Source organism: Bartonella jaculi (genome assembly GCF_039543045.1).
Lineage (GTDB): Bacteria > Pseudomonadota > Alphaproteobacteria > Rhizobiales > Rhizobiaceae > Bartonella > Bartonella jaculi.
This window is the reverse complement of sequence record NZ_BAABIZ010000005.1, coordinates 97,673-123,949: the sequence shown is the minus strand read 5'-3', so window position 1 is coordinate 123,949 and position 26,277 is coordinate 97,673. Positions and strand designations below refer to the sequence as shown.

24 protein-coding genes and 1 pseudogene are annotated in these 26,277 nt (G+C 39.0%); 14 read left to right on the top strand and 11 right to left on the bottom strand.

Annotation, left to right across the window (positions count from 1 at the left end):
• From ABD915_RS03805 to ABD915_RS03775, 7 genes and pseudogenes are all read left to right on the top strand, one after another.
• Positions 1 to 281, top strand: a pseudogene (locus ABD915_RS03805) (hypothetical protein); the annotation flags it as partial.
• Positions 282 to 296: 15 nt separating this feature from the next.
• Positions 297 to 626 (top strand): hypothetical protein, encoded by a 330-nt coding sequence (locus ABD915_RS03800; RefSeq protein ID WP_345115397.1) that lies wholly within the window; start codon positions 297 to 299, stop codon positions 624 to 626.
• Positions 627 to 698: 72 nt separating this feature from the next.
• Entirely contained in the window at positions 699 to 1,361 is a 663-nt protein-coding gene (locus ABD915_RS03795) for a lysozyme (protein ID WP_345115386.1), read from the top strand.
• On the top strand, positions 1,358 to 1,585 hold the full coding sequence (locus ABD915_RS03790; protein ID WP_345115384.1) for a hypothetical protein: 228 nt from the start codon (positions 1,358 to 1,360) through the stop codon (positions 1,583 to 1,585). The genes ABD915_RS03795 and ABD915_RS03790 overlap by 4 nt, the downstream gene beginning before the upstream one ends.
• Positions 1,586 to 1,713: 128 nt before the next feature.
• Positions 1,714 to 1,932 carry a hypothetical protein gene (locus tag ABD915_RS03785; RefSeq protein ID WP_425548183.1) on the top strand — a complete coding sequence of 73 codons (219 nt, stop codon included), beginning with the start codon at positions 1,714 to 1,716 and terminating at the stop codon, positions 1,930 to 1,932.
• 9 nt (positions 1,933 to 1,941) lie between these two features.
• Positions 1,942 to 2,364: a hypothetical protein gene (locus tag ABD915_RS03780; protein ID WP_345115378.1), complete on the top strand. Its 423-nt coding sequence runs from the start codon at positions 1,942 to 1,944 to the stop codon at positions 2,362 to 2,364.
• A 104-nt stretch (positions 2,365 to 2,468) separates the two neighbouring features.
• Entirely contained in the window at positions 2,469 to 2,837 is a 369-nt protein-coding gene (locus ABD915_RS03775; RefSeq protein WP_345115375.1) for a helix-turn-helix domain-containing protein, read from the top strand.
• A 79-nt stretch (positions 2,838 to 2,916) separates the two neighbouring features.
• Here the strand turns inward: ABD915_RS03775 and ABD915_RS03770 are convergent, their stop codons facing one another.
• Positions 2,917 to 3,990 carry a class I SAM-dependent methyltransferase gene (locus ABD915_RS03770; RefSeq protein WP_345115372.1) on the bottom strand — a complete coding sequence of 358 codons (1,074 nt, stop codon included), beginning with the start codon at positions 3,988 to 3,990 and terminating at the stop codon, positions 2,917 to 2,919.
• Positions 3,990 to 4,844, bottom strand: a complete 855-nt coding sequence (lgt, locus tag ABD915_RS03765) for a prolipoprotein diacylglyceryl transferase (protein WP_345115369.1) — start codon at positions 4,842 to 4,844, stop codon at positions 3,990 to 3,992. Before lgt ends, ABD915_RS03770 begins: the two co-directional genes overlap by 1 nt.
• A 282-nt stretch (positions 4,845 to 5,126) precedes the next feature.
• Between lgt and ABD915_RS03760 the strand changes: the two genes are divergently transcribed.
• Both ABD915_RS03760 and ABD915_RS03755 read left to right on the top strand, forming a co-directional pair.
• The gene (locus ABD915_RS03760) at positions 5,127 to 5,384 is read left to right on the top strand and encodes an accessory factor UbiK family protein (protein ID WP_345115366.1); all 258 of its coding nucleotides are present in this window, start codon (positions 5,127 to 5,129) and stop codon (positions 5,382 to 5,384) included.
• A 379-nt stretch (positions 5,385 to 5,763) separates the two neighbouring features.
• Positions 5,764 to 6,264: a type III secretion system chaperone family protein gene (locus tag ABD915_RS03755; RefSeq protein WP_345115395.1), complete on the top strand. Its 501-nt coding sequence runs from the start codon at positions 5,764 to 5,766 to the stop codon at positions 6,262 to 6,264.
• 62 nt (positions 6,265 to 6,326) lie between these two features.
• Here the strand turns inward: ABD915_RS03755 and ABD915_RS03750 are convergent, their stop codons facing one another.
• Positions 6,327 to 7,667 carry an ATP-binding protein gene (locus ABD915_RS03750; RefSeq protein WP_345115364.1) on the bottom strand — a complete coding sequence of 447 codons (1,341 nt, stop codon included), beginning with the start codon at positions 7,665 to 7,667 and terminating at the stop codon, positions 6,327 to 6,329.
• A 7-nt stretch (positions 7,668 to 7,674) separates the two neighbouring features.
• Positions 7,675 to 8,379 carry a response regulator gene (locus ABD915_RS03745; protein WP_345115361.1) on the bottom strand — a complete coding sequence of 235 codons (705 nt, stop codon included), beginning with the start codon at positions 8,377 to 8,379 and terminating at the stop codon, positions 7,675 to 7,677.
• A gap of 143 nt (positions 8,380 to 8,522) precedes the next feature.
• On the opposite strand from ABD915_RS03745, the gene ABD915_RS03740 reads away from it, so the two are divergent.
• A complete protein-coding gene (locus tag ABD915_RS03740; protein WP_345115358.1) occupies positions 8,523 to 9,173 on the top strand; it encodes an MBL fold metallo-hydrolase in 651 nt (216 codons plus the stop codon).
• Between the two features lie 62 nt (positions 9,174 to 9,235).
• Here the strand turns inward: ABD915_RS03740 and ABD915_RS03735 are convergent, their stop codons facing one another.
• From ABD915_RS03735 to ABD915_RS03725, 3 genes are all read right to left on the bottom strand, one after another.
• Entirely contained in the window at positions 9,236 to 9,967 is a 732-nt protein-coding gene (locus ABD915_RS03735; protein ID WP_345115356.1) for a BA14K family protein, read from the bottom strand.
• A gap of 748 nt (positions 9,968 to 10,715) precedes the next feature.
• On the bottom strand, positions 10,716 to 13,022 hold the full coding sequence (uvrB, locus tag ABD915_RS03730) for an excinuclease ABC subunit UvrB (protein WP_345115354.1): 2,307 nt from the start codon (positions 13,020 to 13,022) through the stop codon (positions 10,716 to 10,718).
• A 176-nt stretch (positions 13,023 to 13,198) separates the two neighbouring features.
• A complete protein-coding gene (locus tag ABD915_RS03725; RefSeq protein ID WP_345115351.1) occupies positions 13,199 to 13,633 on the bottom strand; it encodes an SH3 domain-containing protein in 435 nt (144 codons plus the stop codon).
• Between the two features lie 285 nt (positions 13,634 to 13,918).
• Between ABD915_RS03725 and greA the strand changes: the two genes are divergently transcribed.
• Together greA and ABD915_RS03715 are read left to right on the top strand one after the other, a co-directional pair.
• A complete protein-coding gene (greA, locus tag ABD915_RS03720; RefSeq protein WP_345115348.1) occupies positions 13,919 to 14,392 on the top strand; it encodes a transcription elongation factor GreA in 474 nt (157 codons plus the stop codon).
• A gap of 6 nt (positions 14,393 to 14,398) precedes the next feature.
• A complete protein-coding gene (locus ABD915_RS03715; RefSeq protein WP_345115345.1) occupies positions 14,399 to 15,457 on the top strand; it encodes a glycosyltransferase family 4 protein in 1,059 nt (352 codons plus the stop codon).
• A 730-nt stretch (positions 15,458 to 16,187) separates the two neighbouring features.
• On the opposite strand, the gene ABD915_RS03710 is transcribed toward ABD915_RS03715, so the two are convergent.
• Entirely contained in the window at positions 16,188 to 17,582 is a 1,395-nt protein-coding gene (locus ABD915_RS03710; protein ID WP_345115343.1) for a TrkH family potassium uptake protein, read from the bottom strand.
• Positions 17,583 to 17,890: 308 nt separating this feature from the next.
• Here ABD915_RS03710 and trxB point away from each other — a divergent pair, with 308 nt between their 5' ends.
• Positions 17,891 to 18,844: a thioredoxin-disulfide reductase gene (gene trxB, locus ABD915_RS03705; protein WP_345115340.1), complete on the top strand. Its 954-nt coding sequence runs from the start codon at positions 17,891 to 17,893 to the stop codon at positions 18,842 to 18,844.
• A 34-nt stretch (positions 18,845 to 18,878) separates the two neighbouring features.
• Positions 18,879 to 19,784 (top strand): LysR family transcriptional regulator, encoded by a 906-nt coding sequence (locus tag ABD915_RS03700; protein WP_345115338.1) that lies wholly within the window; start codon positions 18,879 to 18,881, stop codon positions 19,782 to 19,784.
• 780 nt (positions 19,785 to 20,564) lie between these two features.
• Here ABD915_RS03700 and ABD915_RS03695 read toward each other — a convergent pair.
• From ABD915_RS03695 to carB, 3 genes are all read right to left on the bottom strand, one after another.
• Positions 20,565 to 21,767, bottom strand: a complete 1,203-nt coding sequence (locus ABD915_RS03695; protein WP_345115336.1) for a pyridoxal phosphate-dependent aminotransferase — start codon at positions 21,765 to 21,767, stop codon at positions 20,565 to 20,567.
• 333 nt (positions 21,768 to 22,100) lie between these two features.
• Positions 22,101 to 22,310: a cold-shock protein gene (locus tag ABD915_RS03690; protein ID WP_005864850.1), complete on the bottom strand. Its 210-nt coding sequence runs from the start codon at positions 22,308 to 22,310 to the stop codon at positions 22,101 to 22,103.
• A gap of 255 nt (positions 22,311 to 22,565) precedes the next feature.
• Positions 22,566 to 26,051 carry a carbamoyl-phosphate synthase large subunit gene (gene carB, locus ABD915_RS03685; protein WP_345115331.1) on the bottom strand — a complete coding sequence of 1,162 codons (3,486 nt, stop codon included), beginning with the start codon at positions 26,049 to 26,051 and terminating at the stop codon, positions 22,566 to 22,568.
• Between the last annotated feature and the right edge of the window lie 226 nt (positions 26,052 to 26,277).

Below are 26,277 nucleotides of genomic sequence, written 5' to 3'. Positions count from 1 at the left end.
ATAGACGGATGATCTCGCATATAGGCTGTGAAGATGGTTGTGGTTATCTTTTACAATTTTTGTCAGGAAGTTTTGCCATGCAAATACAGTCTAGTTCAACCTTGTGGTCAAGTTTTACGACAGAGACAAATGCGACAGAGATAAATGTTTTGGTAGGTGGAGGAAATTGGCAGGACGGAACGAAGAGCGGTCCTTTTTTTCGTAATGGTTCGTATTCTCGTACTTCTTCTGATGAAAAACTAGGAGCCCGTGGGTGTAGTCGTCCACGGCGTTTTGGATAATGGATGATAGCAGAGATGAGAGAGTATCCAGAGCATTTAAATACGAAGCAAGATTATCTGAACATGCTTGCATATGACAAGGTTGAAACGTTGAGACGGTTAGAGCAGCTTTTAGAGACGCGTTTTTATTGGATCCCAATAAAAGAGCTTGGAGAGGGAGAAGAGGGGATTGAAGATGAGAGGCATAAGGTTTTTGTGACACAAGAAACGCCGGTTGATTTAGAGGGAGACTTTGTAGAAAAGCGTTATCAATATGAATTGCAAGAGAGTGAATATGCCCCGCTATTTAGGCTTGGTTTTAGTGTTAAAGAAGTCGAGCAATTGATCCAAGAAAATAAGGAATAAAGCCGTTGTAGAATAATCGGAAATCATATTTGTCCAGCCTCACTTTTGTGGGGCTTTTTTATGGAGGATCAGATGAGAAAGATATCAAAGGAAGGTTTAGAGCTTATCAAACAATGGGAAGGGTTGCGTTTAGAGGCTTATAGAGATTTAGCATGCATTTGGACCATTGGTTATGGTCACACCAGCAATGCTGGTCAACCGTTTGTCAAAAAAGGCATGCGTATTAGCCAAGAGGAAGCAGAAAAAATTCTTTGTGAGGATTTAAAGCAATTTGAGAAGACGGTAGAGGAATCGGTGACGGTTTCGTTAACGGATAACCAATTCGCAGCATTGGTGTCGTTTTGTTATAATGTAGGAACAAAAGCTTTTTGCAAGTCAACGTTGTTGAAGAAGCTTAATCAAGGGGATTATGAAGCTGTTCCTAGTGAATTACAGAAATGGAATAAAGTGGGCGGCAAGCCTTTTGTAGGTTTAGTCAACCGTCGAGCAGCAGAAGCGGGTTTGTGGGTAAAAGGGTCTTACATTGCTTCGAATTATGAACGGGTAGAAACGCGTGGTGCAACTGGTCTTTTAAAGATAGAAGCACTAGCGCCGATTATAGGCTCTTGTTCAGGCTTTGGAGGCTTTTTGGTTGGCAATGGACCGATTCAGTGGGCATTAGCCGCCATAATGGTTTTAGCGGCATGTGTAGGTATTGTATTTGTAGCCAAGAGGTTTAAGGAGCAGCGTTTGTGATATTTTGGTTTAAGAAATATTCTCTCATGTTTACAGCGGCTTTAGCCGTTTTTTTAATGTCGTTAGTGAAGGCGTTTCACCTTGGCAAGAAAAGCGAACGGCATAAGCAAACAGAGAATGCTTTAAAGACAGCAACGACACGTCTTGAGGTAGAAAATGAAGTTAATCGGAAAAGTGATGTTGATGTGCGCACTGAACTTTCTCGCTGGGTGCGCGGCAAATAGGTCTGTTTTTTGTGATGGCTGGTTGCCCCTCTATTTGGATCAGCAAGATGTTACGGTCATCAGTTCCAATCTAGCAAGAGACATATTGAAACATAACAAGCAGGGAGCACGCTTATGTGGTTGGCAACATGACCAAACAAGAAAGTAACAAGGATAAAGATCTCAGCGAAAAAGAACAGCAGCTGCTTCATGAGATGATAAACACCTATCAAGGTTTGAAGATGATGTCACGCATCATAAAATGGATAGCCTTTGCAGTCTTTATCTTTGTAATGGATTTTTCGCGTTTCATCGACGCCATAGAAAATAGCTTCTCACACTTTAAAAAATGGCTCATAAAAAGTTAGAGGAAACCTATGTTTGATATACCGCATAGAATTAGATTTTTAAAAACTCATAATGGAGATGCAAGCTTAAAACAAGATCGCCTCTTAACATCAGAAACGAATCTTCGTTGGCAAAATTTTTTAAATAATTTTCTCATAGCTAGCTATCATCATCATAAAAAAAATAAAGTAAAAAATCCAGATATTAGTTTTCAGAAGTATGTGATTGATGTTTCAGATAATGATGTAATAGCACAGCGTATTGCGTTGCTTAATTATTATTTGTCTAATTACCTCTTCAAGGAGGATTTTGATGAATGCTATATCACAAAATGCTATAGTTCCGATAGTTTTGACGATTTTTATTTCGTAGCAAAAGTAAACGGTTTTAGTTTTCCACTTCATTTAGGAAGCAAGAAATACCGTAAGATTTTTCATTCTAAAATTATCTAAACCTCTCCTTAAAAAAGAAGTGCTGATTCGAAATAATTGAAGAAAATTTTGCAAAGATTTGTTAGAATCAGCAGAAATCTTTCTTCTCTAACAGGACTTTTTAGATGGTTACATCGTTTGGTAAAATCTTACGTAAACTTCGCGTTGATCACTCAGAACGTCTCTTAGATATGGCTGAGAAATTAGACGTATCTGTATCATTTTTATCTTCAGTTGAGATTGGTAAAAAATCTGTACCCGTTGGTATGGAAGAAAAAATCATAGAATTATACGATTTAGATCAAGATATGGCTTCTCTCTTAAGAAAAGAGGCTGATGCTTGCCGTAAGAGTTTTACAATAAAAGCTTCTGATCCATTTAGACGTGAAGTTGTTGGCATGTTTGTTAGAAACTTAGATAATTTTTCACCACAAGGAGTAGCAAGATTAAAAGAATTTTTGGAGAAAGTTGGCAAAGAAACAGGTGTCCTATAGAGGCATGTTGGAAAATCCTATTCCCAAACTTTTATTTACGTATCCCGAACCGTAAAAAAAGATATATAAATACAGTAAGTTACATGAATAAAAAAGAGGGCTTATCACTCACATGTAACACTTTAAATAATTTGCCCATTTGATCTGCGCCAGCGAGTCGTTCTATATCTTGGCGGATTTTGTTTTGCAGCGCAGGACTTTTGCCCGCTCCAAGTTGTTTTGCGCGTTCTAGCAGACCCATTTTTAAAAGAAAATCTCCTTGTTCTAGAATTTCAGCAAAACAGCCTTGTTCAAGAGCTATTTTTTTTAAAAAGAAAAAACCAACATGTGATGTTAAATCATGTTCACCGGGAGCATCAAAAATATCACGGAATCTATGTTTTGAAAGTGCTTGCAGTGTATCGCCAAATGCAAGATCAGCAGCACCATAATCAATGAGCAAAGCAGAACCTTTTACTTGTACTAAGTGGTTGCTGATATGCTGCATAAATTGATGCCGTGAGGGTGCATGTTCAAAAATTGTTCCATCAGGGACTTCAGAACCGTAGAGTTGTAAATAAGAAGAAGGAAGTTTATGTGGGGCAGCAATAAAGGTGAACTCTCCATTTTGATCGATTGTAATGCGACGTTCTTTCCAGTCTCCATTGATTTTGATATATTGGTTAATGGGAAGGGTATCGAAGAACTCATTGGCGATCAAGAAGAGTGGTTTTGGGGGGATTTGATCAAAGCGTTCTATGCTATGGATCTGTTTTTGATAACAAGAAAGACGCTTTCTTTGTTCTTCTGCAAGCTTTTTACTTATTTCGATAAGAAAAATTTCAGCAGATTCAAATGCTGGGGTGCATAATTTTCGAATGGTACGCAAAACATCATCCATGAGAATTCCGCGTCCTGGACCTATCTCAGTTAGAATGAAAGGGCGAGGACAACCTTGAGCTTTCCAGCTTGCGAGGGCCCAAATTCCAATCATTTCTCCAAACAATTGGCTTATTTCAGGTGCGGTAATGAAATCACCGGCACGCCCAAAGGGATTTTGTGTTTGATAATAGCCAAATTGAGGATCAGTGAGTGCCAACGCCATATATTGGCTGACAGAAATTGGTCCATTGCATGCAATAATTCCTTTAATTCTTTCTTTAAAGGTAGCCATTATTTTACGGATTGCTGTCTAAAGGCTTGGAAAAGGAGATAAAATCCCAAAAAAAGCATAGGAAGAGTTAAAGCCATGCCATAGGTAAATCCAGTGGAATGAAAAAGAGTAGAAAACCATTCTGGGTCTTCTTGAGGAGCGCGGTAAATTTCTGAAGTGCTTCGTGCTATTGCGTAGCCTATAATAAATGTTCCTGCTACGGTACCGGGGCGCTTTAATGCTTTGAAGGCAAAAATAATAATAGACAAAATAATGAAAAGAAAAAATCCTTCCATGAGGGCTTCGTAAAGTTGACTTGGATGGCGTGGTAGATATTGGGGATCTTGGGGGAAGCAAACGGCCCAAGGGAGTGTGGTCATATTGCCCCATAATTCTTGGTTGATGAAGTTGCATATTCGTACAATGCCGATGCCAATAGGAGCACCTGCTGCAACTATATCAAACATTGCTCGTGTGTTGATGCTGTTTTTACGAGCAAACCAGACCATTGCAATGATGATACCAATAAGTCCACCGTGAAAGGACATTCCCCCATCCCATATTGCGATGATGGCACTTGGGCGACTAAAGTAATAAACAGGATCCCATACAAGCACTTGTCCTAAGCGGCCACCAGCAACGACACTGATGGCAGACCAGACAACAAAATCTCCTATCTTCTGCTGATCCATAGGAGGGTGATTTGCATACCAGAGGGACTTTTCTTCTAATAATTTTTGCGCATACCACCAAGCAAAAAGAATGCCTACAACGTAACCAAGTCCGTACCAATGGAGGGCTATGGGACCTAAACGAACAATGACGGGATTAAGAAAAGTTGGAAAAGCAATGGCAGGACAAGAAAGATCATTCATAAGCAAACGCTTTACATTTATTAATGTTAGATGACGTATTAATGTTAGGTGATACGCAAAAATGACAGATGAATGCACAATGGTCAATCAGGAGAGTGAAAGGTTTCCACCGTTTAGTATGGTAAAAAATTTATGGTGGTAAAAGGAATGTAAAAAGGTCCAGATAAAACCTGTGTAATAATATAAAATCTAAAAAGTTAAAGGGAACAAAGACAGTATCTAAATGTTATGAAAATACGCTATAGTGCGTGCGTCAGTAATTGAAATGAAGGAAAAAACTACATGCGTAATGGATCAAACCGTATTTTTGATGAATTAGCAAAATTAGCAACAGATGCAGTTGATGTTGCACAAGGTATAAAGCGTGAAGCCGGAACAGCTTTTCGTTTGCAAGCTGAAAAGATAGCGAATAAACTCGATCTTATCTCACGTGAAGAATTTGAAGCACTCAAAGAAATGGTATTGAAACTACATGCCGACAATGTTGATTTGAAAAAACGTCTTGATGATTTGGAACAAATGCAGACGAGAAAAAAGTAAAACGGTTTTTGTAAAAAATTATAGTTTGAAAAAAATATCCCCAATTTTTCAATGGAGTGCGTGAAACAGAAAAATGCTTAATACTGAGTCTGTTAGAGCAGATTTTCTATTTTCTTCGGTTTGTTTTTTTACAAAAAAGCACTTTTTTTGAATCAGGGGGCTGGCGCTATGAAATTGTATCAATACACTGAAAAAACTTGGTGATTCGTTTTATTGTTATCAGGTGTATTACTTGGGAAACATCATTCGTTTCTGGGTAGCGTGTGTTTTTAAGTGTGTATTTGTTTGGTGTAAGGCTTTGATTGTAGCAAAGTGTTGTTACGGTGTAGGTGCTTTGTGTGCTGTTGACAACGTTGTTAATATTTATTGAGGGTTAATGATGAGGCTTGCATTTTGCGCCACAGAAAGAGAAGAGCATCCTGTTGACTTTATCGAACAGATTGCTTGTAAATACGATTGGTCTTTTGAGCGGAATGCAGAAGATGAAATTAGTGTTTGTGTAGAAGGGAAACGAGCAAATTATCGTCTTGCCTTTTCATGGATGGAAGAACATGAAGCTCTTCATTTAGCTTGTGCATTTGATCTTTTGATTGAAAATGGTCAAACAGCGGAAATGCATCGCTTATTGCTGGCAATTAATGAAAAATTATTGCTAGGGCATTTTGATTACTGGCAGGGAGAGAATTCGGTTATTTATCGGCAGGGTCTTCTTTTGGCTGGTGGGGTGCCTCCATCTCATATACAGGTTGAAACATTGTTGATACACGCACTTAAAATTTGTGAAAGCCATTATACTGCATTTCAGATGGTTGCTTGGTCTGGTGAAAGCGCTTACAAGGCACTGCAATACACTTTGTTCGAAACTGTAGGGAATGCCTAAATCCTTTAGAAGCCCTCTTTAGCGATTATTTTTTATTATCAATGAGCCGTGTGAAATATTTCTCATAAGGGGATATCGATAATAGCGCGTAATCCCCCTAAGGGGCTATCATCTAATTGAATGTTGCCTCCGTGGCTGCGCGCTATGTCTTGGGCAATAGAAAGACCAAGACCGGTTCCACTCGCGTCTTGATTTCGTGCTTTATCAAGTCTAAAAAATGGTTTAAATACTTCCATACGCATATTTTTATCAATGCCAGGTCCATCATCATCAATAGTGATTATAAAAGATTCTTGTTGGGATATGGCTGTTAGTTTAACGGTGTTGGCGTAACAAAATGCATTTGACACAAGATTGCTGACTAGGCGTGTGAAGGCATGAGGACGCGCTTGTATTTCTGTTGGGCCTTCGATGGTGTAGGAAAATTGACGTTTGTGAAGATGAGCATCGGCAGAGAATTTTTGCATAAGAGTGTTTAAATCAAAGGTTTTAACACTTTCACTGCCTTCACCGCGTGCAAAAGCAAGATAACCTTCTAACATATTTTGCATGTCGCTGACGTCTTGCTCAAGTGGAGCAATATCAAAGTCAGTATTTGCTAATGCTAGCTGTAATTTAAAGCGGGTAAGAATGGTTCTTAAATCATGACTTACGCCCGATAGCATCATGGTGCGCTGTTCGATTTGGCGTTCAATGCGTTCTCGCATACGTAAAAAAGCAATGCCAGCGCGACGAACTTCATCAGCTCCTTGTGGTTGAAAGCCTTCTGGTAAAGGACGACCGCGTCCAAAGCTTTCTGCTGCTTCAGCCAATTGTTGAATCGGCTTGATTTGGTTGCGCAAAAAGTAAATCGCTATCAGCAATAAAACAAGCGCTGTTCCTACCATCCAGCTTAAAAAAATACTGGTATTGGAAGCATAAGCTTGGCTGCGTGGTGCAAAGACTCGCAGGATGTTGTGACCAAGGTGGATGCGGATTTCGATAAGATTAGAATCCCCTACTGTATCAATCCAGAAAGGGCGGTTAATTTGGCGGGTGATTTCTTCACTTAAAAAATAATCAAGAATTGCGAAAAATGGTTTAGGCCCTGGAGGGGGAAGAGGGGAAGGGGGCAGGATCGAAATGTTTAATCCCATGCGTTGTTGTGCAATACGCTTGATATCTTCATAGTTATCTTGTTGCGGATATGTTTCAATGATATCGATGATAGCTGAAATATCATGGACAACAGCGGTTGAAAGACGCTCAGTCACCATTTGCCAATGGCGTTCCATAAAGACGTAGCCAATGACTGTTTGCAGGAGGACCATAGGAGCGATAATGATAATTAAAGAGCGGGCATAAAGCCGTTTGGGCATCTTCTTTGTTAACCATCGGACAAATTTTCTTGAAGATTCGATCATTATGCGCCTACTCAATGGAGAGTTTATAACCTATTCCTCGCACAGTCTGAAGCCATGTAGGGATTGCTGGATTTTGTTCAATTTTACGGCGTAGACGATTGATCTGTACATCAATGGTACGTTCACTAATATTACTGTCATTCATTGCGAATTTATGACGTGGAATTGTATCGCCTGCATTTTCGGCAAAAATAGCCATCATTTCTTGTTCCTTATCTGTTAATTTAATAACTTTTCCTTCTTTTTTAAGCTCACGTCGTGAAATGGAAAAGATATAAGGTCCAAAAACTATTTTCTCGATTTTGGGCTGGTTTGATAGAAAACCACGTCGTAAAATAGCATTGATGCGAAGGAGAAGCTCGCGAGGATCAAACGGTTTGGCGAGATAGTCATCTGCGCCTGCTTCTAATCCATGAATACGATGGTCTGTTTCCGACAAAGCTGTGAGCATGAGAATGGGAACATCTTTTGTTTGACGGAGTGAATGCGTGAGATCAATGCCGTTTTCGCCCGGCATCATGACATCAACTATAAGAAGATCAAAATCTAAGCTTGCAAGTTGACGTCTTGCTTCACCGGCATTGGCAGAAATTGAAACACGAAATCCATTTTTAATGAGAAATTGAAATAAAAGATTGCGGATACGCGTATCGTCATCAATCACAAGAAGGTGAGGGGCGTCATCACACAAAACTTGAACGTGATCAGTCATTCTTCAAAGCCTTGATAAAAATTTAGTTTACACAAAATGCAAGTTTACATAAGTTGTATAAAGCTGTCGAGCAGCCACCTTTACCTTAAATTCGGGGGACTGTTATTTATAAATTTAAAAAATTTACTTTTGAAAAGGGCATCATGGGTAGTCTTAATATACATATTATTCCAGTTACGGCATTCCAACAAAATTGCACTTTGCTTTTTGATAGTGAGTGTAAAACGGGGGTTCTCGTTGATCCTGGTGGTGATTGGCCGCGAATTCAAAAAGTGATCCAAAAAAGTGGTGTTATCGTTGAGGCTATTTGGATAACGCATGGTCATATTGATCATGTGGGAGCAGCAATGCAAGCGAAAGAGGCACTTAATGTGAAAATTATCGGTTCACATCGCGATGATAAACCTGTGATGGATGCCGTGAGTGAAAGCGCAAAAAATTACGGCATCACTGATGCACGCATCTGTATTCCTGACCAATGGTTAGAAGATGGTGAGTGCGTTCATTTTGCTGGACATGTGTTTAGGGTTTTTCACACACCAGGACATTCTCCCGGTCATGTGATTTATTTTAATAAAAAAGAATGCTTCGCCTTATTGGGTGATGTTCTCTTTCGTGGTTCTATTGGACGTACGGATTTTCCCTTCTGTTCTCATGAAGAATTGATGAAATCTCTTCGAGAAAAAGTTCTTCCTTTAGGCGATGATGTGTATTTTATCTGTGGTCATGGTCCCCAAAGTAGCATAGGCTATGAACGCCAAAATAATCCTTTTCTTCAAAGTATTAACATATAAACACAAAAAAACGCTTTTGAGCGCTTTTTTGTGTCATGTAAGATTTCTTTTAGTATGTCGCGTTAATATACAGGGGCGTAACAAAAGTGTTCTAAACCATTACGGTCCCGAAAAGTACCTGTTTTAGGGTTGAACGAACGGTATTTTTTCTTGCAATAGTTAAGCCAAGCAGATGCCTCTGATTGCTGGAGTGGCTTATATGTTGCTGTTTGCTGTACTTCATAAACTATCTGTTCTTGTGGAACTTGTTGATAGACGATTTGTGGGACTTCTTGATACACAACTCTTTGTTGCGGTGCTACTTGATAGATAACCTGTGGTTGTTCTGGTTTCTTTAAAACATTGCCAAGAATTGCACCTGCCGCAAGACCAATAATGCCTGCTGCTAAAGCATCCCCTGAATTATCACGATTCACGTTTATATGATGATGTGTTATCGTTTTGCGTTCAACATAACGACGTGTTTCACGTTCAACATGGTGATAATTATCTTCCCTTCTTCTATGGTCAACATGATAATGATGATTATGAGAAGGATTCTTAGTAGAAACTAGACGAGTACTACCATTATCAAAATGGTGATTGAAGTTGCTAGAAGAAAAACGCGTCTGCATCTCTATTTTCTTCATATTATCATTTATTTCCTTATTCATCCTCTCTATTTTTCTATCTATTTCTCTGGAAATATAGTCACCATGAGCCCATGTCATATCCGCAAGCGTTGTATCTAACGGCATCAAAACGGTTACAGTTGACATTACTGATAATACCGCTAACTTGGTCACTTTTTTCATAGCGATGCTCCTTATGTAAATTCGTATTTTTTCACATCCTATATGTGTCAAGCTGAATAGAACCTGAACAATTTTAGACTTTATTTTGACAGAAAGAATAAAAATCCATTTAGAAGAAAATATTATAAATTATAGTAAAATAAAATTGTGGCAAAATTTTATTTCAATTGACGTGCTGTTATTAATTTTAATTAATAATATTTTATTGTATAACCTTATTTTTTATTATACTGTATAACTTATTTAGTTATGAATATTTCATTTGTATCACTTAATCTAATATGACTTAATTAAAAATCGTATGAATAAAAGCTATCGTTTTTATCATTATAGGTTTATGGTGTTATGATAACGTCTTGTTTTACTTTATTTTGTTATAGAACACTGTCTTGTTTGCCTCCTCTCTTGTGAGGCTAAATAATATTTAGTTAGATATCATAGTATAACTGTATAAAGATAATCTATTGCGGGGAATTTTTTGATATATAGGAGACATTCTTTGCAAATTTGTCTGCATTTGTTTAGCGTTTAGGAGTGTTTTGGGCGTGTTTTTATAGGTTTAGGGATTTTTTATAATGTGGTTAAAAAAGAAAATTGCCTGAAAAGTCAATAAGTTGAAGCGTTTTTTTGTAAAATTTTCTTTCTTAGGTTGTTTTAAATTGGAGTGTCCTTGATATTTGAAGTTATCTATTTTTAGAGCAATACTGTTTGCTTTTCTTCTTGAGTAGTTTTTTAGAAAAGCTAAAGATTATTTTGGGCGGTTTGAAATTTTTTGCTCTTTCGTTGGACGCGTTTTTTTCCGTTTTTCTTTTTGATTTTCCAAAATACCAGTATCCATGGTTGGTCCCATGTGATCAAGGTCTGGTTTGGAGAAAAGACTTGGTTGAAAGAGGGGCTCATGAGTGGGTTGTTTGCTATGATGTGTTAAGGGATCATCCACAATTGCTAATTCTATTTTCTGCAACTGCTTGATTTCATCACGAAGTCGCGCTGCCTCTTCAAAGTTAAGATCTGCTGCTGCTGCACGCATTAATTTTTCGAGATGTTGGATATGAGATGCTAAATTGTTGCCAACCATATTTTTTTTCTCGATGAAATCAGGGATGTTTGTGCAAATACGGTCGTTTTCATATCCTGAATTGAGAATATCTCCGATATTTTTTTTGATACTTGTCGGTGTGATATGGTGCTCTTCATTATAGGCTATTTGTTTTTGTCGACGTCTTTGTGTCTCCTGCAAGGCTCGTTCTATAGAGCCAGTGATTGTATCTGCATAAAGAATAACTCGACCATCTACGTTGCGTGCGGCGCGTCCGATTGTTTGTACGAGTGAGGTTTCGGAGCGCAAAAATCCTTCTTTGTCGGCATCTAGAATAGCGACAAAACCGCATTCTGGAATATCTAAGCCTTCTCTGAGTAGGTTGATACCGATGAGGACATCAAAGGTACCGAGCCGCAGATCACGAAGAATTTCAATACGTTCTAATGTATCAATGTCAGAATGCATATAGCGTACACGGATACCTTGTTCGTGGAGATATTCAGTTAAATCTTCGGCCATACGCTTTGTTAGGACTGTCACTAATGTACGGTAGCCTTTTTGAATCGTTTTACGAATTTCATTCACAACATCATCGACTTGATTCTTGGCTGGGCGTACTTCTGTTGCTGGGTCAACCAACCCTGTTGGGCGGATAATTTGTTCCGCAAAAATGCCGTGAGACTGTTCTATTTCCCAGCGTCCAGGCGTTGCTGAGACAGCAATAGTTTGTGGGCGCATGGCATCCCATTCTTCAAAGCGTAAAGGGCGATTGTCCATACAAGAGGGGAGGCGAAAGCCATATTCGGCTAGGGTTGCTTTTCTACGAAAATCACCTCGGTACATGCCCCCAATTTGGGGAATGGTTACATGGCTTTCATCGATAAAAACAAGAGCATTGTTTGGAATATACTCAAACAAGGTTGGTGGTGGTTCACCGGGTTTTCGACCGGTTAAATAGCGCGAATAATTTTCGATTCCGGCGCATGATCCGGTCGTTTCCAACATTTCCAAATCAAAAATTGTGCGCTGTTCTAAACGTTGCGCTTCTAGAAGACGCCCAGCTGCGTTCAATTCAGCAAGGCGTTGAACTAGTTCCATTTTAATCGATTTTATTGCCTGATTTAATGTTGGCCGCGGTGTGACATAGTGTGAATTGGCATAAATTTTAATCGATTGAAGGTCGTTTGTTTTTTGTCCTGTTAGAGGATCAAATTCAGTAATCATTTCTACTTCATCGCCAAAGAGCGAAAGACGCCAAGCACGATCTTCAAGATGAGCAGGAAAAATTTCTATTGTGTCCCCTCGGACACGAAAAGAACCACGAATGAAATTAATGTTTTGTCGATAATAGTGTTGAGAAACCAAATCGGCTAGTAATTGCCGTTGATTGAGTTTGTCTCCTTTTTTTATTTGCAAGGTCATGGCTGTATAGGTTTCTACCGAGCCAATCCCGTAGATACAAGATACAGATGCAACGATAATGACATCATCCCGTTCAAGTACAGCGCGTGTTGCAGCATGGCGCATACGGTCGATTTGTTCATTAATAGAGGATTCTTTTTCAATATAAGTGTCAGAACGTGCAACATAGGCTTCTGGCTGGTAATAGTCGTAATAAGAAACAAAATATTCGACAGCATTGCGGGGGAAAAAACTTTTGAATTCTCCATAAAGTTGTGCGGCTAAAGTTTTATTGGGTGCTAAGATCAGAGCTGGCCGTTGTGTTTTTTCAATGATTTTGGCCATTGTATAGGTTTTTCCCGATCCGGTAACACCTAAAAGCACCTGGGTGCGTTCATCCTTTTCAATTCCCTCAACCAGAGTTCTAATTGCTTGAGGTTGATCTCCCGCTGGTTCAAAGGATGTTTCGACTTGAAATGGAATACCACCTTCAGATTTTTCAGGATGAATAGGACGGTGAGGTGTCCATAATGCGCCATTCTTGAAAAGAGGATTGCCTGAGGTAATCAGGGCAGTAAGAGCTTCAACTGTCGCTGTAACACCATTTTTCATTATTGCTTCCTTTGATATAAAAATGTGTTTTAAAAGGAAATATTACATTCACCAATTTGATCGAGTTAATAGCAGCATTCCTTAGCAGTTTTGTTCCCGCTTACTGGATATTTCATTAACTCTTTGGAGAGTTTTTTTCAGCATTTGTATTGTAACGACAGCTATGGTTGTTTGTGTTACTTTCTTTCATTTATACGATGATGATGTTCAGCAGGGCACTTGTTATGATATTCACTACAGCCGTTATAAAGAAAATTATACGTATTATGATTTGTTACAGGCAGCATCGCATATGTATGATAAAGAGCATTTCCATCTTTAAATGAAAGGTAACGAGATGATACCCAACCTGTTTGAGCGTTATATCTGATATGGCACCAGTTTTCTCTACACATTTGGACGAAGATCAACTTCCCTGCGGGAATCAAACCACGAAGCGTATACTGCGTGCTTGGCCCTGCTCTAAAATTCAGATTGTTTATAACAAAAGCTTCTGCGGCTTCGGATACTACTGTGGCTAAAAGGAGAGAGCTAAACACACAAAAAACGACTAAATTTTTCATTTTCCTGCAGAGGTTTCCTTTAGAGATTTCTCTTTCTTCTCTTTTCATAAAAGATCTTTCCTACTAGATTATGATAAAACAGAAAAAAATACAATTGTTTCTTCTTGAAACTTCTGATGCTAGAAACTTAATTGAATATTTTAAGTCTTCAAATATTTGAATTGTCTAAACAGAATTGGTGCATACCTTGTTTTCCTTTTTATTTTTATATGGAAAATAGGGATGCTGTACTATATAATATACGAAATTGTGTTTTTCGGATTCCAAAAGTGATTTTGGAAGCCGTTTTTTATGTTTTTATTAAACCTTCCGTGTAACAGAAAGGGACGGATTATGGAAAAAGTTCCGATGACTACAGCTGGTTTTGAAAGTCTTAAAGAAGAATTGCGTTGGCGCCAACAACAGGAACGTCCACGGATTATTGAAGCAATTGCTGAGGCGCGTGCACATGGTGATCTTTCAGAAAATGCCGAATATCACGCTGCTAAAGAAGCACAAAGTCATAATGAGGGGCGCATCAATGAGCTTGAAGACTATATTGCGCGTGCAGAAGTTATTAATGTTTCACGTCTTTCAGGTGACAAAATTAAATTTGGAGCTACAATCAAGCTTTTGGACGAGGATACTGAAGAAAAAAAGATTTATCAGATCGTTGGTGATCAAGAGGCTGATGTAAAAACTGGTAAAATTTCTATTTCCTCACCCATTGCACGTGCACTCATTGGCAAGCAAGAAGGTGATGTGATTGAAGTGAATGCACCGGGTGGGGTGCATAATTATGAAATTATTGAGGTTCAGTACATTTAAATTGTTATGCGTGTGTCTTTGGAAGAAACAGAGATTATTACTCCTCACTTTAAAAAGCGCTTATCAGGAGTGACATCTACGGTTATTCAGCTTATTCCACTGCAGCGAGAGCAGGGTGTACATATATCTACTTTTGGGTTTGGATTGCCGCGAAATTTACCAACCCTCGCCTTTAAGGACCTTTGCGGGCTTTGGAAAAGTCCAAGAGGTAAGCCATTTCGTATTTGGCATGCACGGCGCAATATCGAGATGCTTTGCGGGGTCTTTTTACGCGATGTTTTGCGGATGAAGCTCAAACTCGTCTTTACTTCGGCATCTCGACGCAAACACAAGCCTTTTACCAAATGGTTGCTTCGTCGTATGGATAAGGTTATTGCGACTAGTGTATGTACGGGATCCTATCTAGAGGTGCCTCATCAGGTTATTATGCATGGAGTGGATGTTAAGCGTTTTTCACCTCCCAAAATTCCTGATGATTACTTTTCAGCAACTGAGTTCCCAGGGAAATATGCAGTAGGGTGTTTTGGGCGCGTGCGCTATTTAAAAGGCACCGATTTGTTTGTGGATGCAATGATAGCGCTGCTGCCATACTATCCTGATTGGACTGCAATTATTGCTGGGCGGACTACAGAACAGCATTATAGTTTTGAAAAGAAATTACGACAGAAGATTGCTGAAGCTGGGTTAAATGACCGCATTATTTTTCTTGGTGAGAGGCTTGATATACCTGTGTGGTATCGTCGTCTGTCACTTTATGTGACTCCTTCTCGTTTGGAAGGTTTCGGTTTAACACCCTTGGAGGCAATGGCATCACAGACAGCTGTCGTGACAAGTGACGTGGGAATTTTTAAAGAATTGGTGGTAGAGGGAACAGGAACCGTTGTTCAAGCCGGAGATGGAGCGGCTTTAACAGCGGCGATTGAACCTTATTTTACTGATTTAGAAAAAACAATGGCCGCAGGGAAAAAAGCGTTAAACCATGTTCGTACACATTTTCCTCTGGAAAAGGAGGCAGCAGCAATAGGAAACGTTTATAAGGAAATATTTGCGGAAAAAACATTTTAAATATTTCAGGAACTTTCTGGGGAAATGAATAAGATGTGACCTTCTTAAAGGTCTTTATAAATATTTAGCAAACAGCTTAATAATATAAAGGTAATTTTACAAAATTGAGCGTGTTATTTAAGATAATGCAATACTATACTGTCAAATATTTTTATAAAAGAAATGAGATTTTATATTTTTAGAGTGATGTAAAACATAGGAAATTGGCGCTTATTTCTTACTAAAGTGTGCGTTTGAGAATATAGTGTGTGGTATTTAAAACTGGATTGTTGTATCTTTCTACATTTTTCTCGTGCTGCGAGTGGTGTATATTTTTCAGTAATAAAAATTTATCTTATCTACATCATAATAGAAAAAACTTCTTTACTAAAAAACGTTGTTTTTTAACTCAGTGGCTATATTGTTGGTAAGATATATTGAGATGTTGTGTTAATCCCTTTCCTTTTTGATGAGGTGGATACATAAAATAGAGTGTTATAAAACTTTGTTTGGTATGAAAGATCTTGAGTAATACTTGATAGTCTTGAGGCATTGCATTCATTTGAAACAGTTCATGCCTTAAAAAGAGTGGCATATGTTCCTATTTGAGAGATGGCTTTATATCGCTGATATAACCACTCGTTTGAAGATCTTTAAAAGCTTTTCCATGAATTGAATGAATATTAATTTTTTAATGTACAGCATTTGTTTTGTAAATTTCTTATCGTTACAAAGTTTAAATGCCATACATTTAGAATTGTTCACGCCAAAAAGCGGGGATGAAAAGTACGAATATGGTTATAATTTCAAGGCGCCCAGCTAGCATCAGAAAACTTAAAAACCATAAGGCATTATCATTTATGCTAGAGAAATTGCCGGCAGGGCCAATAATGTTTCCAAAACCTGGTCCAATATTTGAAAGGGCAGTTAAGACACCTGTAAAAGCCGTCGTAAAGTCAAGACCGGTTGTGAGCAAAAGTGCAGTACCGATAATAAGGCAAAACATATAAAGACATACAAAAAATAAAACTGCTTTAGCAACATCGGTAGAGATATTTGAATGATCATAGCGAGCTTTTACCACTACATTAGGAGAAAGAAGCTGTGCTATATTTGTTTGTGTAATACGCCAGAGTATAATGAGGCGATTAATTTTCATACCGCCAGAGGTAGAACCAGCACATCCGCCCATAAAAGAAATAATGAAAAAAATGCCAAGCGCAAAAGGCCCCCAAAGTTGATAATCTTCAGCACTATAGCCAGTGGTGCTAATGATAGACGAAAGGTGAAAAATAACATCGAGAAAAATCCAGTGGAAGGCACGGTGATCATGAAAACGCAACCATGCTGCTAAAGAAAAGCTAAAGAGAAAAACAATAGTAAGAAAAACGATCACTTGCGGATCAAGAAAGCGTTTGGAGCGGCCAGGAAGCACTAATTTAACATAAAGCACGAAGGGTAAAGCAGAAAGCAACATGAAGATTGTTGCAACAATTAAGATGGCTGGTTTATCAGAAAAATAGCCAAAGGAAGTATCATGAGTTGAAAAACCAGCTGTTGCTACTGTGCTCATTGCATGGTTGATGGCATCAAATAAACTCATGCCAGAAGCAAAATAAGAAAGCATACAAGCAAGTGTGAGTCCAACATAAGCTATGATAATTCCATTAGCAATCTGGTTGATGCGAGGCAGTATTTTTTCAGATTTATCTGATGATTCCATATGGAAAAGCTGTACTCCTCCAACACGCAGTGAAGGCAAAAGCAACAAGGCTAAACCAATAAAGCCAATGCCTCCAATCCAGCATATGATAGAACGCCATAACAAAATACTTCGCGATAAATTATCAAGGCCAGTGATTACTGTGGAGCCTGTGGTTGTGATCCCAGAAACGGATTCAAAAATCGCTCCTGCTAGAGAAATTGGAAGATGAGAAAGATAAAGAGGCAAAGCGCCAACGATACTTCCTGTGAGCCAAAGGCAAACAGTAAGCGTAAAGCCAAGCCGTGCCGAAAAACGACAGGTAGCACCCTTGGTGGCCAAAAGAATTAGGGTTGCTAACATAGTTGTTATGGCACAAGAGTAGAGAAAAGTTCTCCAATCACGGTTATTGTCGTGCAAATCCACAAAAATTGGTAGAAGCATTGCTCCTCCCATGATTAACGCAAAACGTGCACAGATATTGATAATAAATTGAAAAATGGTTGTTCCCTATCTTTGTATCTCTTTTGTTACGGTTTTATGCTCATGAGCATTTACGTTTTTTTCTTTATCGGATAAAGATTATCTCCTACATTAAAAAATGCTTTGATGAATCAGTAATTAAATCTTTTCACCAAACTCAAAAAGAAGTACATATACATCATAATTTAGGCTGTTGAAAAATCTTTTTTTTAAAGAGTGCATTACGTTATCATTGACAGAAGAACTAAGTAAAAAACGAAAGGGATTATATGGTACAATCGCATATTCGCCTGCTTATTATGGGCTCTGGTCCAGCTGGTTATACGGCAGCGATCTATGCGGCAAGAGCAATGCTTAAGCCGGTTTTGGTTACTGGCTTGCAGCAGGGCGGGCAGTTGACGATTACAACTGATGTTGAAAATTATCCAGGTTTTGCTAATCCAATTCAAGGACCATGGTTGATGGAACAAATGGCAAAACAAGCCGAAAATATGGGCACAGAAATTGTCTATGATATTATTACAAAGGCTCATTTATCAGAACGCCCTTTTATTTTATTGGGGGATTCCGGAACGCAATATTGTTGTGATGCGCTCATTATTGCAACGGGCGCGCAGGCTCGATGGCTTGGTTTGGACAGTGAACAGACATTTATGGGCGGGGGAGTTTCTGCTTGCGCTACATGTGATGGTTTCTTTTATCGTGGTAAAGATGTTATTGTTGTTGGAGGTGGAAATACAGCGGTAGAAGAAGCTCTTTATTTATCGCATTTGGCTAAAAGTGTAAGCGTGGTTCATCGCCGAGATCATTTGCGGGCAGAAAAAATTTTGCAAGATAGGTTGCTTGCTTGCGATAATGTACGTATTATTTGGAATCATGTGGTAGAAGAAATTGTTGGTTTGCCAGCTCAAGATTCAATGGGAGCTGTTGTAACAGGTGCACATCTTAAAAATGTTAAAACCGGTCAAAAGATTAAGGTCAATGCGGATGGGATATTTATTGCCATTGGGCATGATCCTGCTGTTTCTGTGTTTGAAAGACAATTAAAACAAAAACGGGGTGGCTATTTATGGACAGCGCCGGATTCAACAGCAACGAGCATTGCCGGTGTTTTTGCTGCAGGAGATGTAGCGGATGATACATTCCGCCAAGCTGTAACAGCCGCTGGAAGGGGATGTATGGCAGCACTAGAGGCAGAACGGTTCTTAGATCTTCAAACATAAACTCTCAAAGTGATAATAAATTAGAGGCAAGATTGTGACATCACCGTTGGATTGGGATAAGTTAAGGGTCTTTCATGCAGCGGCAGAAGCAGGTTCTTTTACACATGCAGCGCAAAGGCTTCACCTATCCCAATCAGCAATTTCACGACAGGTTTCAGCTTTAGAGCAGGATGTCGGTGTATCCCTGTTTCAGCGTCATGCGCGTGGGTTGATCTTAACAGAGCAGGGGGAGCTTCTCTATCGCACAGCTCATGATGTTTTGATGAAGCTTGAAAACGCGCGCTCGCAGCTCAGTGAAAGCCGTGAAAAACCAGCAGGGAATTTGCGGGTTACATCGACCTATGGAATGGGGGCAGGATGGCTTGCAGAGCGTATGCCTGAATTCTTAAGTCTTTATCCTGATATGCGCATTCAACTCTTGCTGGATGATGAAGAACTTGATCTGACAATGCGTCATGCAGACTGTGCTGTTCGTTTACATCAACCTCAGCAGCCTGATCTTATACAAAGAAAATTATTTACAATTCATATGCATGTTTATGCGTCGGAAAATTATATTGCAAATTATGGAAAACCAGAAAAATTGTCTGAGCTGGATGCACACCGTATTATTTCATTCGGTGAACCTGTCCCACCTTATTTGTCCGGTTTAAATTGGTTAGAAAAGGCGGGTAGGAGTGATGGATCTTTGCGTGTTTCAGTCCTAAGAATCAATAATATCATCTCAATCAAGAATGCAATTATGCGTGATCTTGGTATTGCTGTACTTCCGGATTATATCGTAAATAATGATGAGCGCCTTGTGCGACTTTTTCCTGATATGGTTGATATTCCTTCTTTTGATACTTTTTTTTGTTATCCTTACGCTTTAAAGAATTTGGCAAAGTTGAACGCTTTTCGAGATTATATTTTTTTGAAAGCTCGTCAGTGGGCTTTTTAGTAATATAGTATTTTTAGCTATGTGTTTCATGCATAGCAGATACGCTTAAGTCTTTATTGTGCTTCTTCTTATAAAATGACATACAATATTATCTCTTGATTATGTTGTCTCCCATTGCATTTTCTTGAGTGTTCCCTTACGAAGGTCTTTCAGATGGATTTTATCTCTGGGGATTTTCCAAATTTGCCGGACAAAGTGTCCGGCTTTTTTTTAGTTATCTGAAGAAATGTTTGAAAATTGAGATATATTGGAACATCATAAGGAAAGACTTCAAAAGTTTTATAGATGTCCCAAAGTCTTTTATACACACCAAAACTTGATGAGAAGTTTTGAGGAATACTATGCTGATAGCTTATAAGTACCATTAAAAATAAAAAGGTTTGGCTGGGAAAATAGAGTATTTATAAGCGTTAGATTTTTTTAATTATGGATTTAATCGAGAAGTATAATCCTTACGAGTGTGTAACATACGATTTTGGTGATTATCATTTAATGCGATTTAAAATTCAAAAAGAGTCATTTTTTAGTCATAGAGTAAAAACAGCTAAGGAGACACATTTTAATAAAGAAGATAGGGACTCGCTTTATGCAAATATTATCTCTAAAACGAGTTGTATCTCGCTTGTGGGGAGAGGGTAGTTGAATTTTTTTGTCCTGTTCATGGCAGATTACCACACCGTTTTTACACAACTCATTTGTTTATACTATAACCCAGTGATCGAAAATCTCTCAGATGTGCTTCGGCAACAAAACCGTAGCAATTAGATGATGCTCTGAATTTTAAAGCAAACTATTGCAGAAGCGCTGGATACGTAAACAAGCTTCTTCAAGCAACTTTTCTGATGTCGCATAAGAAATACGAAAAGCTGGTCCAAGTCCAAAAGCAGATCCATGGACAACAGCCACAGATTCTGCTTCCAGAAGCGCTATTACAAAGTCTTCATCATGAGAGATTACTTTACCTTTTGGGGTTTTCTTTCCAACAAGTCCTGCACAGGAAGGATAAACATAGAAGGCACCTTCTGGTGTTGGACAATGAATGCCAGGTGCTTGGTTTAGCATAGAAACAACAAGATCACGGCGTGCTTGGAAAACATTTTTATTTTCAGTAATAAAGTCTTGCGGACCATTGAGTGCTTCAACAGCTGCCCATTGTGAAATAGAGCTTGTGCCAGACGTTTGTTGTCCTTGAATAGTATCCATGGCTTTAATTAATTCTCGTGGTCCCCCTGCATAACCGATTCGCCAACCTGTCATAGCATAGGCCTTAGAAACACCATTCATTGTGAGTGTACGGTCGTAAAGTTTCGGTTCTACCTCTGCTGGAGTGACAAAGGTAAAGCCTTCATATGTAAGATGTTCATAGATATCATCGGTGAGGACATACACATGAGGATATTTCACTAAAACGTCTGTTAGTTTTTTTAATTCGTCATGCGTATAAGCAGCGCCTGATGGATTTGAAGGAGAGTTAAAAATAAACCACTTGGTTTTTTGAGTGATGGCAGCTTCTAACTCTTCCGGTTGAAGTTTATAAGAAAATTCAGCTTTTGTTTCGACAAAGATAGGTGTACCACTGTTGAGTGTAACCATTTCCGGATAACTGACCCAATAAGGAGATGGAATGATGACTTCATCTCCTTTGTTCAAAGTTGCCATCAACGCATTAAAGAGAATCTGTTTGCCGCCGGTGCCAACAATGATTTGCTCTGGTTCATAATTGAGATTATTTTCTCTTTTAAATTTTGTAGCAATTGCTTGGCGTAATTCTGGAATGCCAGATATGGGAGTGTATTTTGTTTCTCCGCGTCGAATAGCCTCAATGGCAGCATTTTTGATATTGTCTGGTGTATCAAAATCTGGTTCTCCAGCGCTTAAAGCAATGACATCACGACCTAACGCTTTTAAATGACGCGCTTTTTGGGAAACAGCAATTGTTGCAGAAGGTTTGATACGAGAAAGCCTCTCCGCGATAAAAACCATAGTTTCAATTCCTTATCATGACACAAGCAAAAGATTGTTGATTGGAAGGCATTCTATAAGAGATTACATTGTATGCAATAAAAAATTGCAGAGAAATTCTTAGAAAATTTTGTTTTAGATACAGATTTTATTTTGATACTTTTATAGGCTTTTGCAAGGAAGCTGTTTGTTGCGTTTATAAAAATATTTAAGGAGAGGGGAAAAGTCTTTTCATAATTATATAAGACCGATATTAGGACTTTAATAAAGGTCAATTTTGCTTTTATAAAAAATAAAAAAATCCTCACCTTTATATGTGAGGATTTCTAAAATAAATATAGCAGAACTTAAAAATTAAAGGGCTGCAAGGTTGCCAGCAGCAAATTTTCCTGAACGACGATCTTGAAGAACGTCATAAGAAACTTTTTGTCCTTCATTAAGATTATTTAGACCAGAACGCTCAACAGCGGAAATGTGTACAAATACATCCGCACTGCCATCACTAGGCTGAATAAATCCAAAACCTTTTGTTGTGTTAAACCACTTAACTGTTCCTGTAGACATAGGAAACTCCTTAGAATATATAATATTGTGCATTGAAGCCAAAGGCATCCAATACGGTTTTAGATCGAAATTAGGTGGGAGAAGTTTCGTCATACGTGCAGATCGCACAGGAAAGAAAGTCACTTAACCGAAAGTTCGATAGACCCTATATAAAGGTTTTTGGAGTAAAAAACAAGTCTTAATCGATATTTTTACACAAAGAAAAGATTGATAAAGAATGTAGAAAAGACATCGTTTGCTATGGAGTGAAAACTTTTAAGTGAAATAGCTTTGCAGTGGGCGTACTTCAACAGGCTTTTTTTTGAGTGCTTCTATGGCTTGTACCGCAGATTTAGCTCCAGACATTGTGGTGTAATAGGGAACTTTTTGCATGAGTGCTGCATGGCGTAATGATTTGGAGTCCGAGATGGCGCTGGCAGTGTTGGTTGTATTAAAAATCAATTGAATTTGCCGATTGCGAATAGCATCTTCAATATGGGGGTGTCCCTCTAGTACTTTGTTGATTTTTTCTGCTTTAACGTTATGTTCGGAAAGAAATTTTTGTGTTCCGCTTGTTGCTAAAACAGAAAAACCAAGCTTAGCTAAACGTTTGACGGGATTTAAAATGCGTTTTTTGTCTTCATCTCTTACAGAAACGAACAAGGTTCCCTCTTTGGGAAGCTCTACACCAGCGCCAAGTTGGGCTTTTGCGAAAGCAAGAGCAAATTCATAATCAAGTCCCATGACCTCACCAGTTGAACGCATTTCCGGACCAAGAAGTGTATCAACACCTGGAAAACGCGCAAAAGGAAAGACGGCTTCCTTGACAGCGATATGTTGTTTTTGTTGCGGAGAGGGTAATCCACCATAAGCTTGAAGAGCACTGTGGAGAGTTTCTCCTGCCATAATACGTGCAGCCATTTTGGCAATGGGACGGCCAATTGTTTTCGCAACGAATGGAACCGTACGCGAAGCACGGGGGTTGACCTCTAAGACATAAATTGTGTCATCTTTAATGGCATATTGTACATTCATAAGTCCACGAACATGAAGTGCTTGCGCCAACGCTTTGGTTTGACGCTCTAGTTCAATTACTAATTTCTCTGAAAGTGTGTGTACTGGTAAAGAACATGCAGAATCACCAGAGTGGATCCCTGCCTCTTCAATATGTTCCATAATGCCAACGACCAGCGTTTCTTCTCCATCACACAGACAGTCAACATCAACTTCAATCGCTTCTGTAAGATAAGTATCAAATAAAAGTGGATTTTTACCAAGCAATGTATTGATTTGTCCCGTCTTGTCGTTTGGATAACGGGCTTTGATCTCTTCTGGTACTAATTCAGGGACACTCTCAAGCAAATAATTTTGCAAGCTACGCTCATCGCGGATAATTTGCATAGCACGCCCCCCTAAAACATAAGAAGGGCGTACAACTAATGGGAAGCCCAATTCTTGGGCAATGAGACGTGCTTGTTCAACTGAATGGGCAATGCCGTTTTGAGGTTGCGTTAAGTTCAGTTTGAACAACAATTTTTGAAAACGGTCTCTGTCTTCTGCTAAATCAATGGCGTCAGGTGAAGTTCCTAGGATGGGAATTTTGTGTTTTTCTAATGCACTTGCTAGTTTTAGTGGTGTTTGGCCGCCAAATTGGACAATGACTCCTACCAATTCGCCTTTTTGCTGTTCTGTTTCTAAAATAGCGAGAACATCTTCTGTTGTTAAAGATTCAAAATAAAGACGATCAGATGTATCATAGTCGGTCGAAACTGTTTCAGGATTGCAGTTAATCATGATGGCTTCAAAGCCTGCATCACGCAGTGCAAAAGCAGCATGGCAGCAACAATAATCAAATTCAATACCTTGTCCAATGCGGTTCGGCCCGCCACCTAAAATAGCAATTTTTTTGCGCGCAGAAACTTGTGCTTCTGACTGTTCTATGCCGGCAAAGGGGACTTCATAGGTTGAATACATATAGGCTGTCGGGGAAGAAAATTCAGCTGCACAAGTGTCAATACGCTTGAAAACGTGCTTGACATTGAGCGATTTGCGCAAAGCAGCAATATCATCGGGCTCTTGTCCCGTAAGAGTGGCTAATCGCGCATCCGAAAAGCCCATAGCTTTCAACAGGCGTAGATTATCGGTGTCTTGAGGTAATCCGTGGGTGCGAATGCGCTGTTCCATCTCAATGATAGAAGCTATTTGTTCCAAGAACCATGGATCAATTTTGCTGATTTGGTGAATTTCTTTTAAGGGTAAACCGGTACGCATTGCTTGGGCTATGTAACGCAGACGATCAGGGCTTGGGATTGCAATGGCAGAGCGTATAGAATTTTTCTCATCGCCTTCAGCATGTTCAGGAATCACAATTTCATCAAGACCGGTAAGACCCGTTTCAAGTCCACGGAGCGCTTTTTGCAATGATTCTTGAAAAGTACGACCGATCGCCATAACTTCACCTACAGATTTCATCGCAGTTGTTAAGACAGCTGATGAACCAGGAAATTTTTCGAAGGCAAAACGGGGAATTTTTGTGACAATATAGTCAATAGAAGGCTCAAATGATGCTGGTGTCGCACCACCGGTAATATCATTTTTTAACTCATCAAGTGTGTAGCCAACTGCCAATTTAGCGGCTACCTTAGCAATGGGGAAACCTGTTGCTTTTGATGCAAGTGCTGAAGAACGGGAAACGCGCGGATTCATTTCAATAACAATGAGGCGACCATTTTCAGGATTGACAGCAAACTGTACATTCGATCCACCGGTTTCAACACCAATTTCACGCAAGACAGCAATCGAAGCGTTGCGCATACGTTGATATTCTTTGTCAGTTAAGGTGAGGGCAGGGGCTACGGTGATAGAATCGCCTGTATGGATACCCATAGGATCAATATTTTCAATGGAACAAACAATGATACAGTTGTCATTTTTATCGCGGACAACTTCCATTTCATATTCTTTCCAACCCAAAACACTTTCTTCAATCAAAACTTCTGTTGTCGGTGAAGCTTCAAGCCCACGTTCAATAATTTCATAAAACTCAGAGCGATTGTAAGCAATTCCACCACCTGTACCACCAAGCGTGAAGGAAGGACGGATAATGGCAGGAAGTCCAACAATATCAAGAGCTTGAACTGCTTTTGCAGTAGCATGCGCAATATAATGTTGTTTACGGTCTGCCTCTGTGTAACGCCAATCTTGTTCAAGTTTTTCCAGTGCTTTTTCAAGTGCATCACCGGAAAGTTTCGCTTTAAGTTCATCGCGTGTTTTTGCGTGTAGTCGGCGATTTTCTTCTTTTATCTCCGTTGCATTGGCTAACATAGAACGTGGTGTTTCTAAACCGATTTTTGCCATTGCTTGGCGAAACAAAGCACGATCTTCAGCTTTATCAATAGCTTCGGCATTTGCACCTATCATTTCCACATGATAGCGGTCTAAAACTCCCATACGCTTTAATGATAAAGCGGTATTGAGTGCTGTTTGTCCTCCCATTGTTGGTAAGAGGGCGTCAGGGCGCTCATGGGCAATAATTTTGGCAACTATTTCAGGAGTGATGGGTTCAATATATGTAGCATCAGCTAAATCTGGATCTGTCATAATAGTGGCAGGATTAGAATTAACCAGAATAATTCGATAGCCTTCTTCTTTTAATGCTTTACAGGCTTGGGTGCCTGAATAGTCAAATTCACATGCCTGACCAATAATAATAGGTCCTGCTCCAATGATAAGAATAGATTTTATATCTGTGCGTTTTGGCATGGTTTTTTCCTATAGAAAACATCTGTGCGCAATTGTGGCAGGTAGAATATTTAAAGTTTAAGGCCAAAATCGTTTTATAGGTTAAGTGATAAAGAAAGTAAGCACTAAAATGTATTTTCCATGCTTTTTTTCATAGAATTGAAGATAAATATCTTCTTTTTTTATGATTAACTTTATATGAGTGCGAGAGTATAACCTCCTCTAAAGACAACAATATTGACGAGGA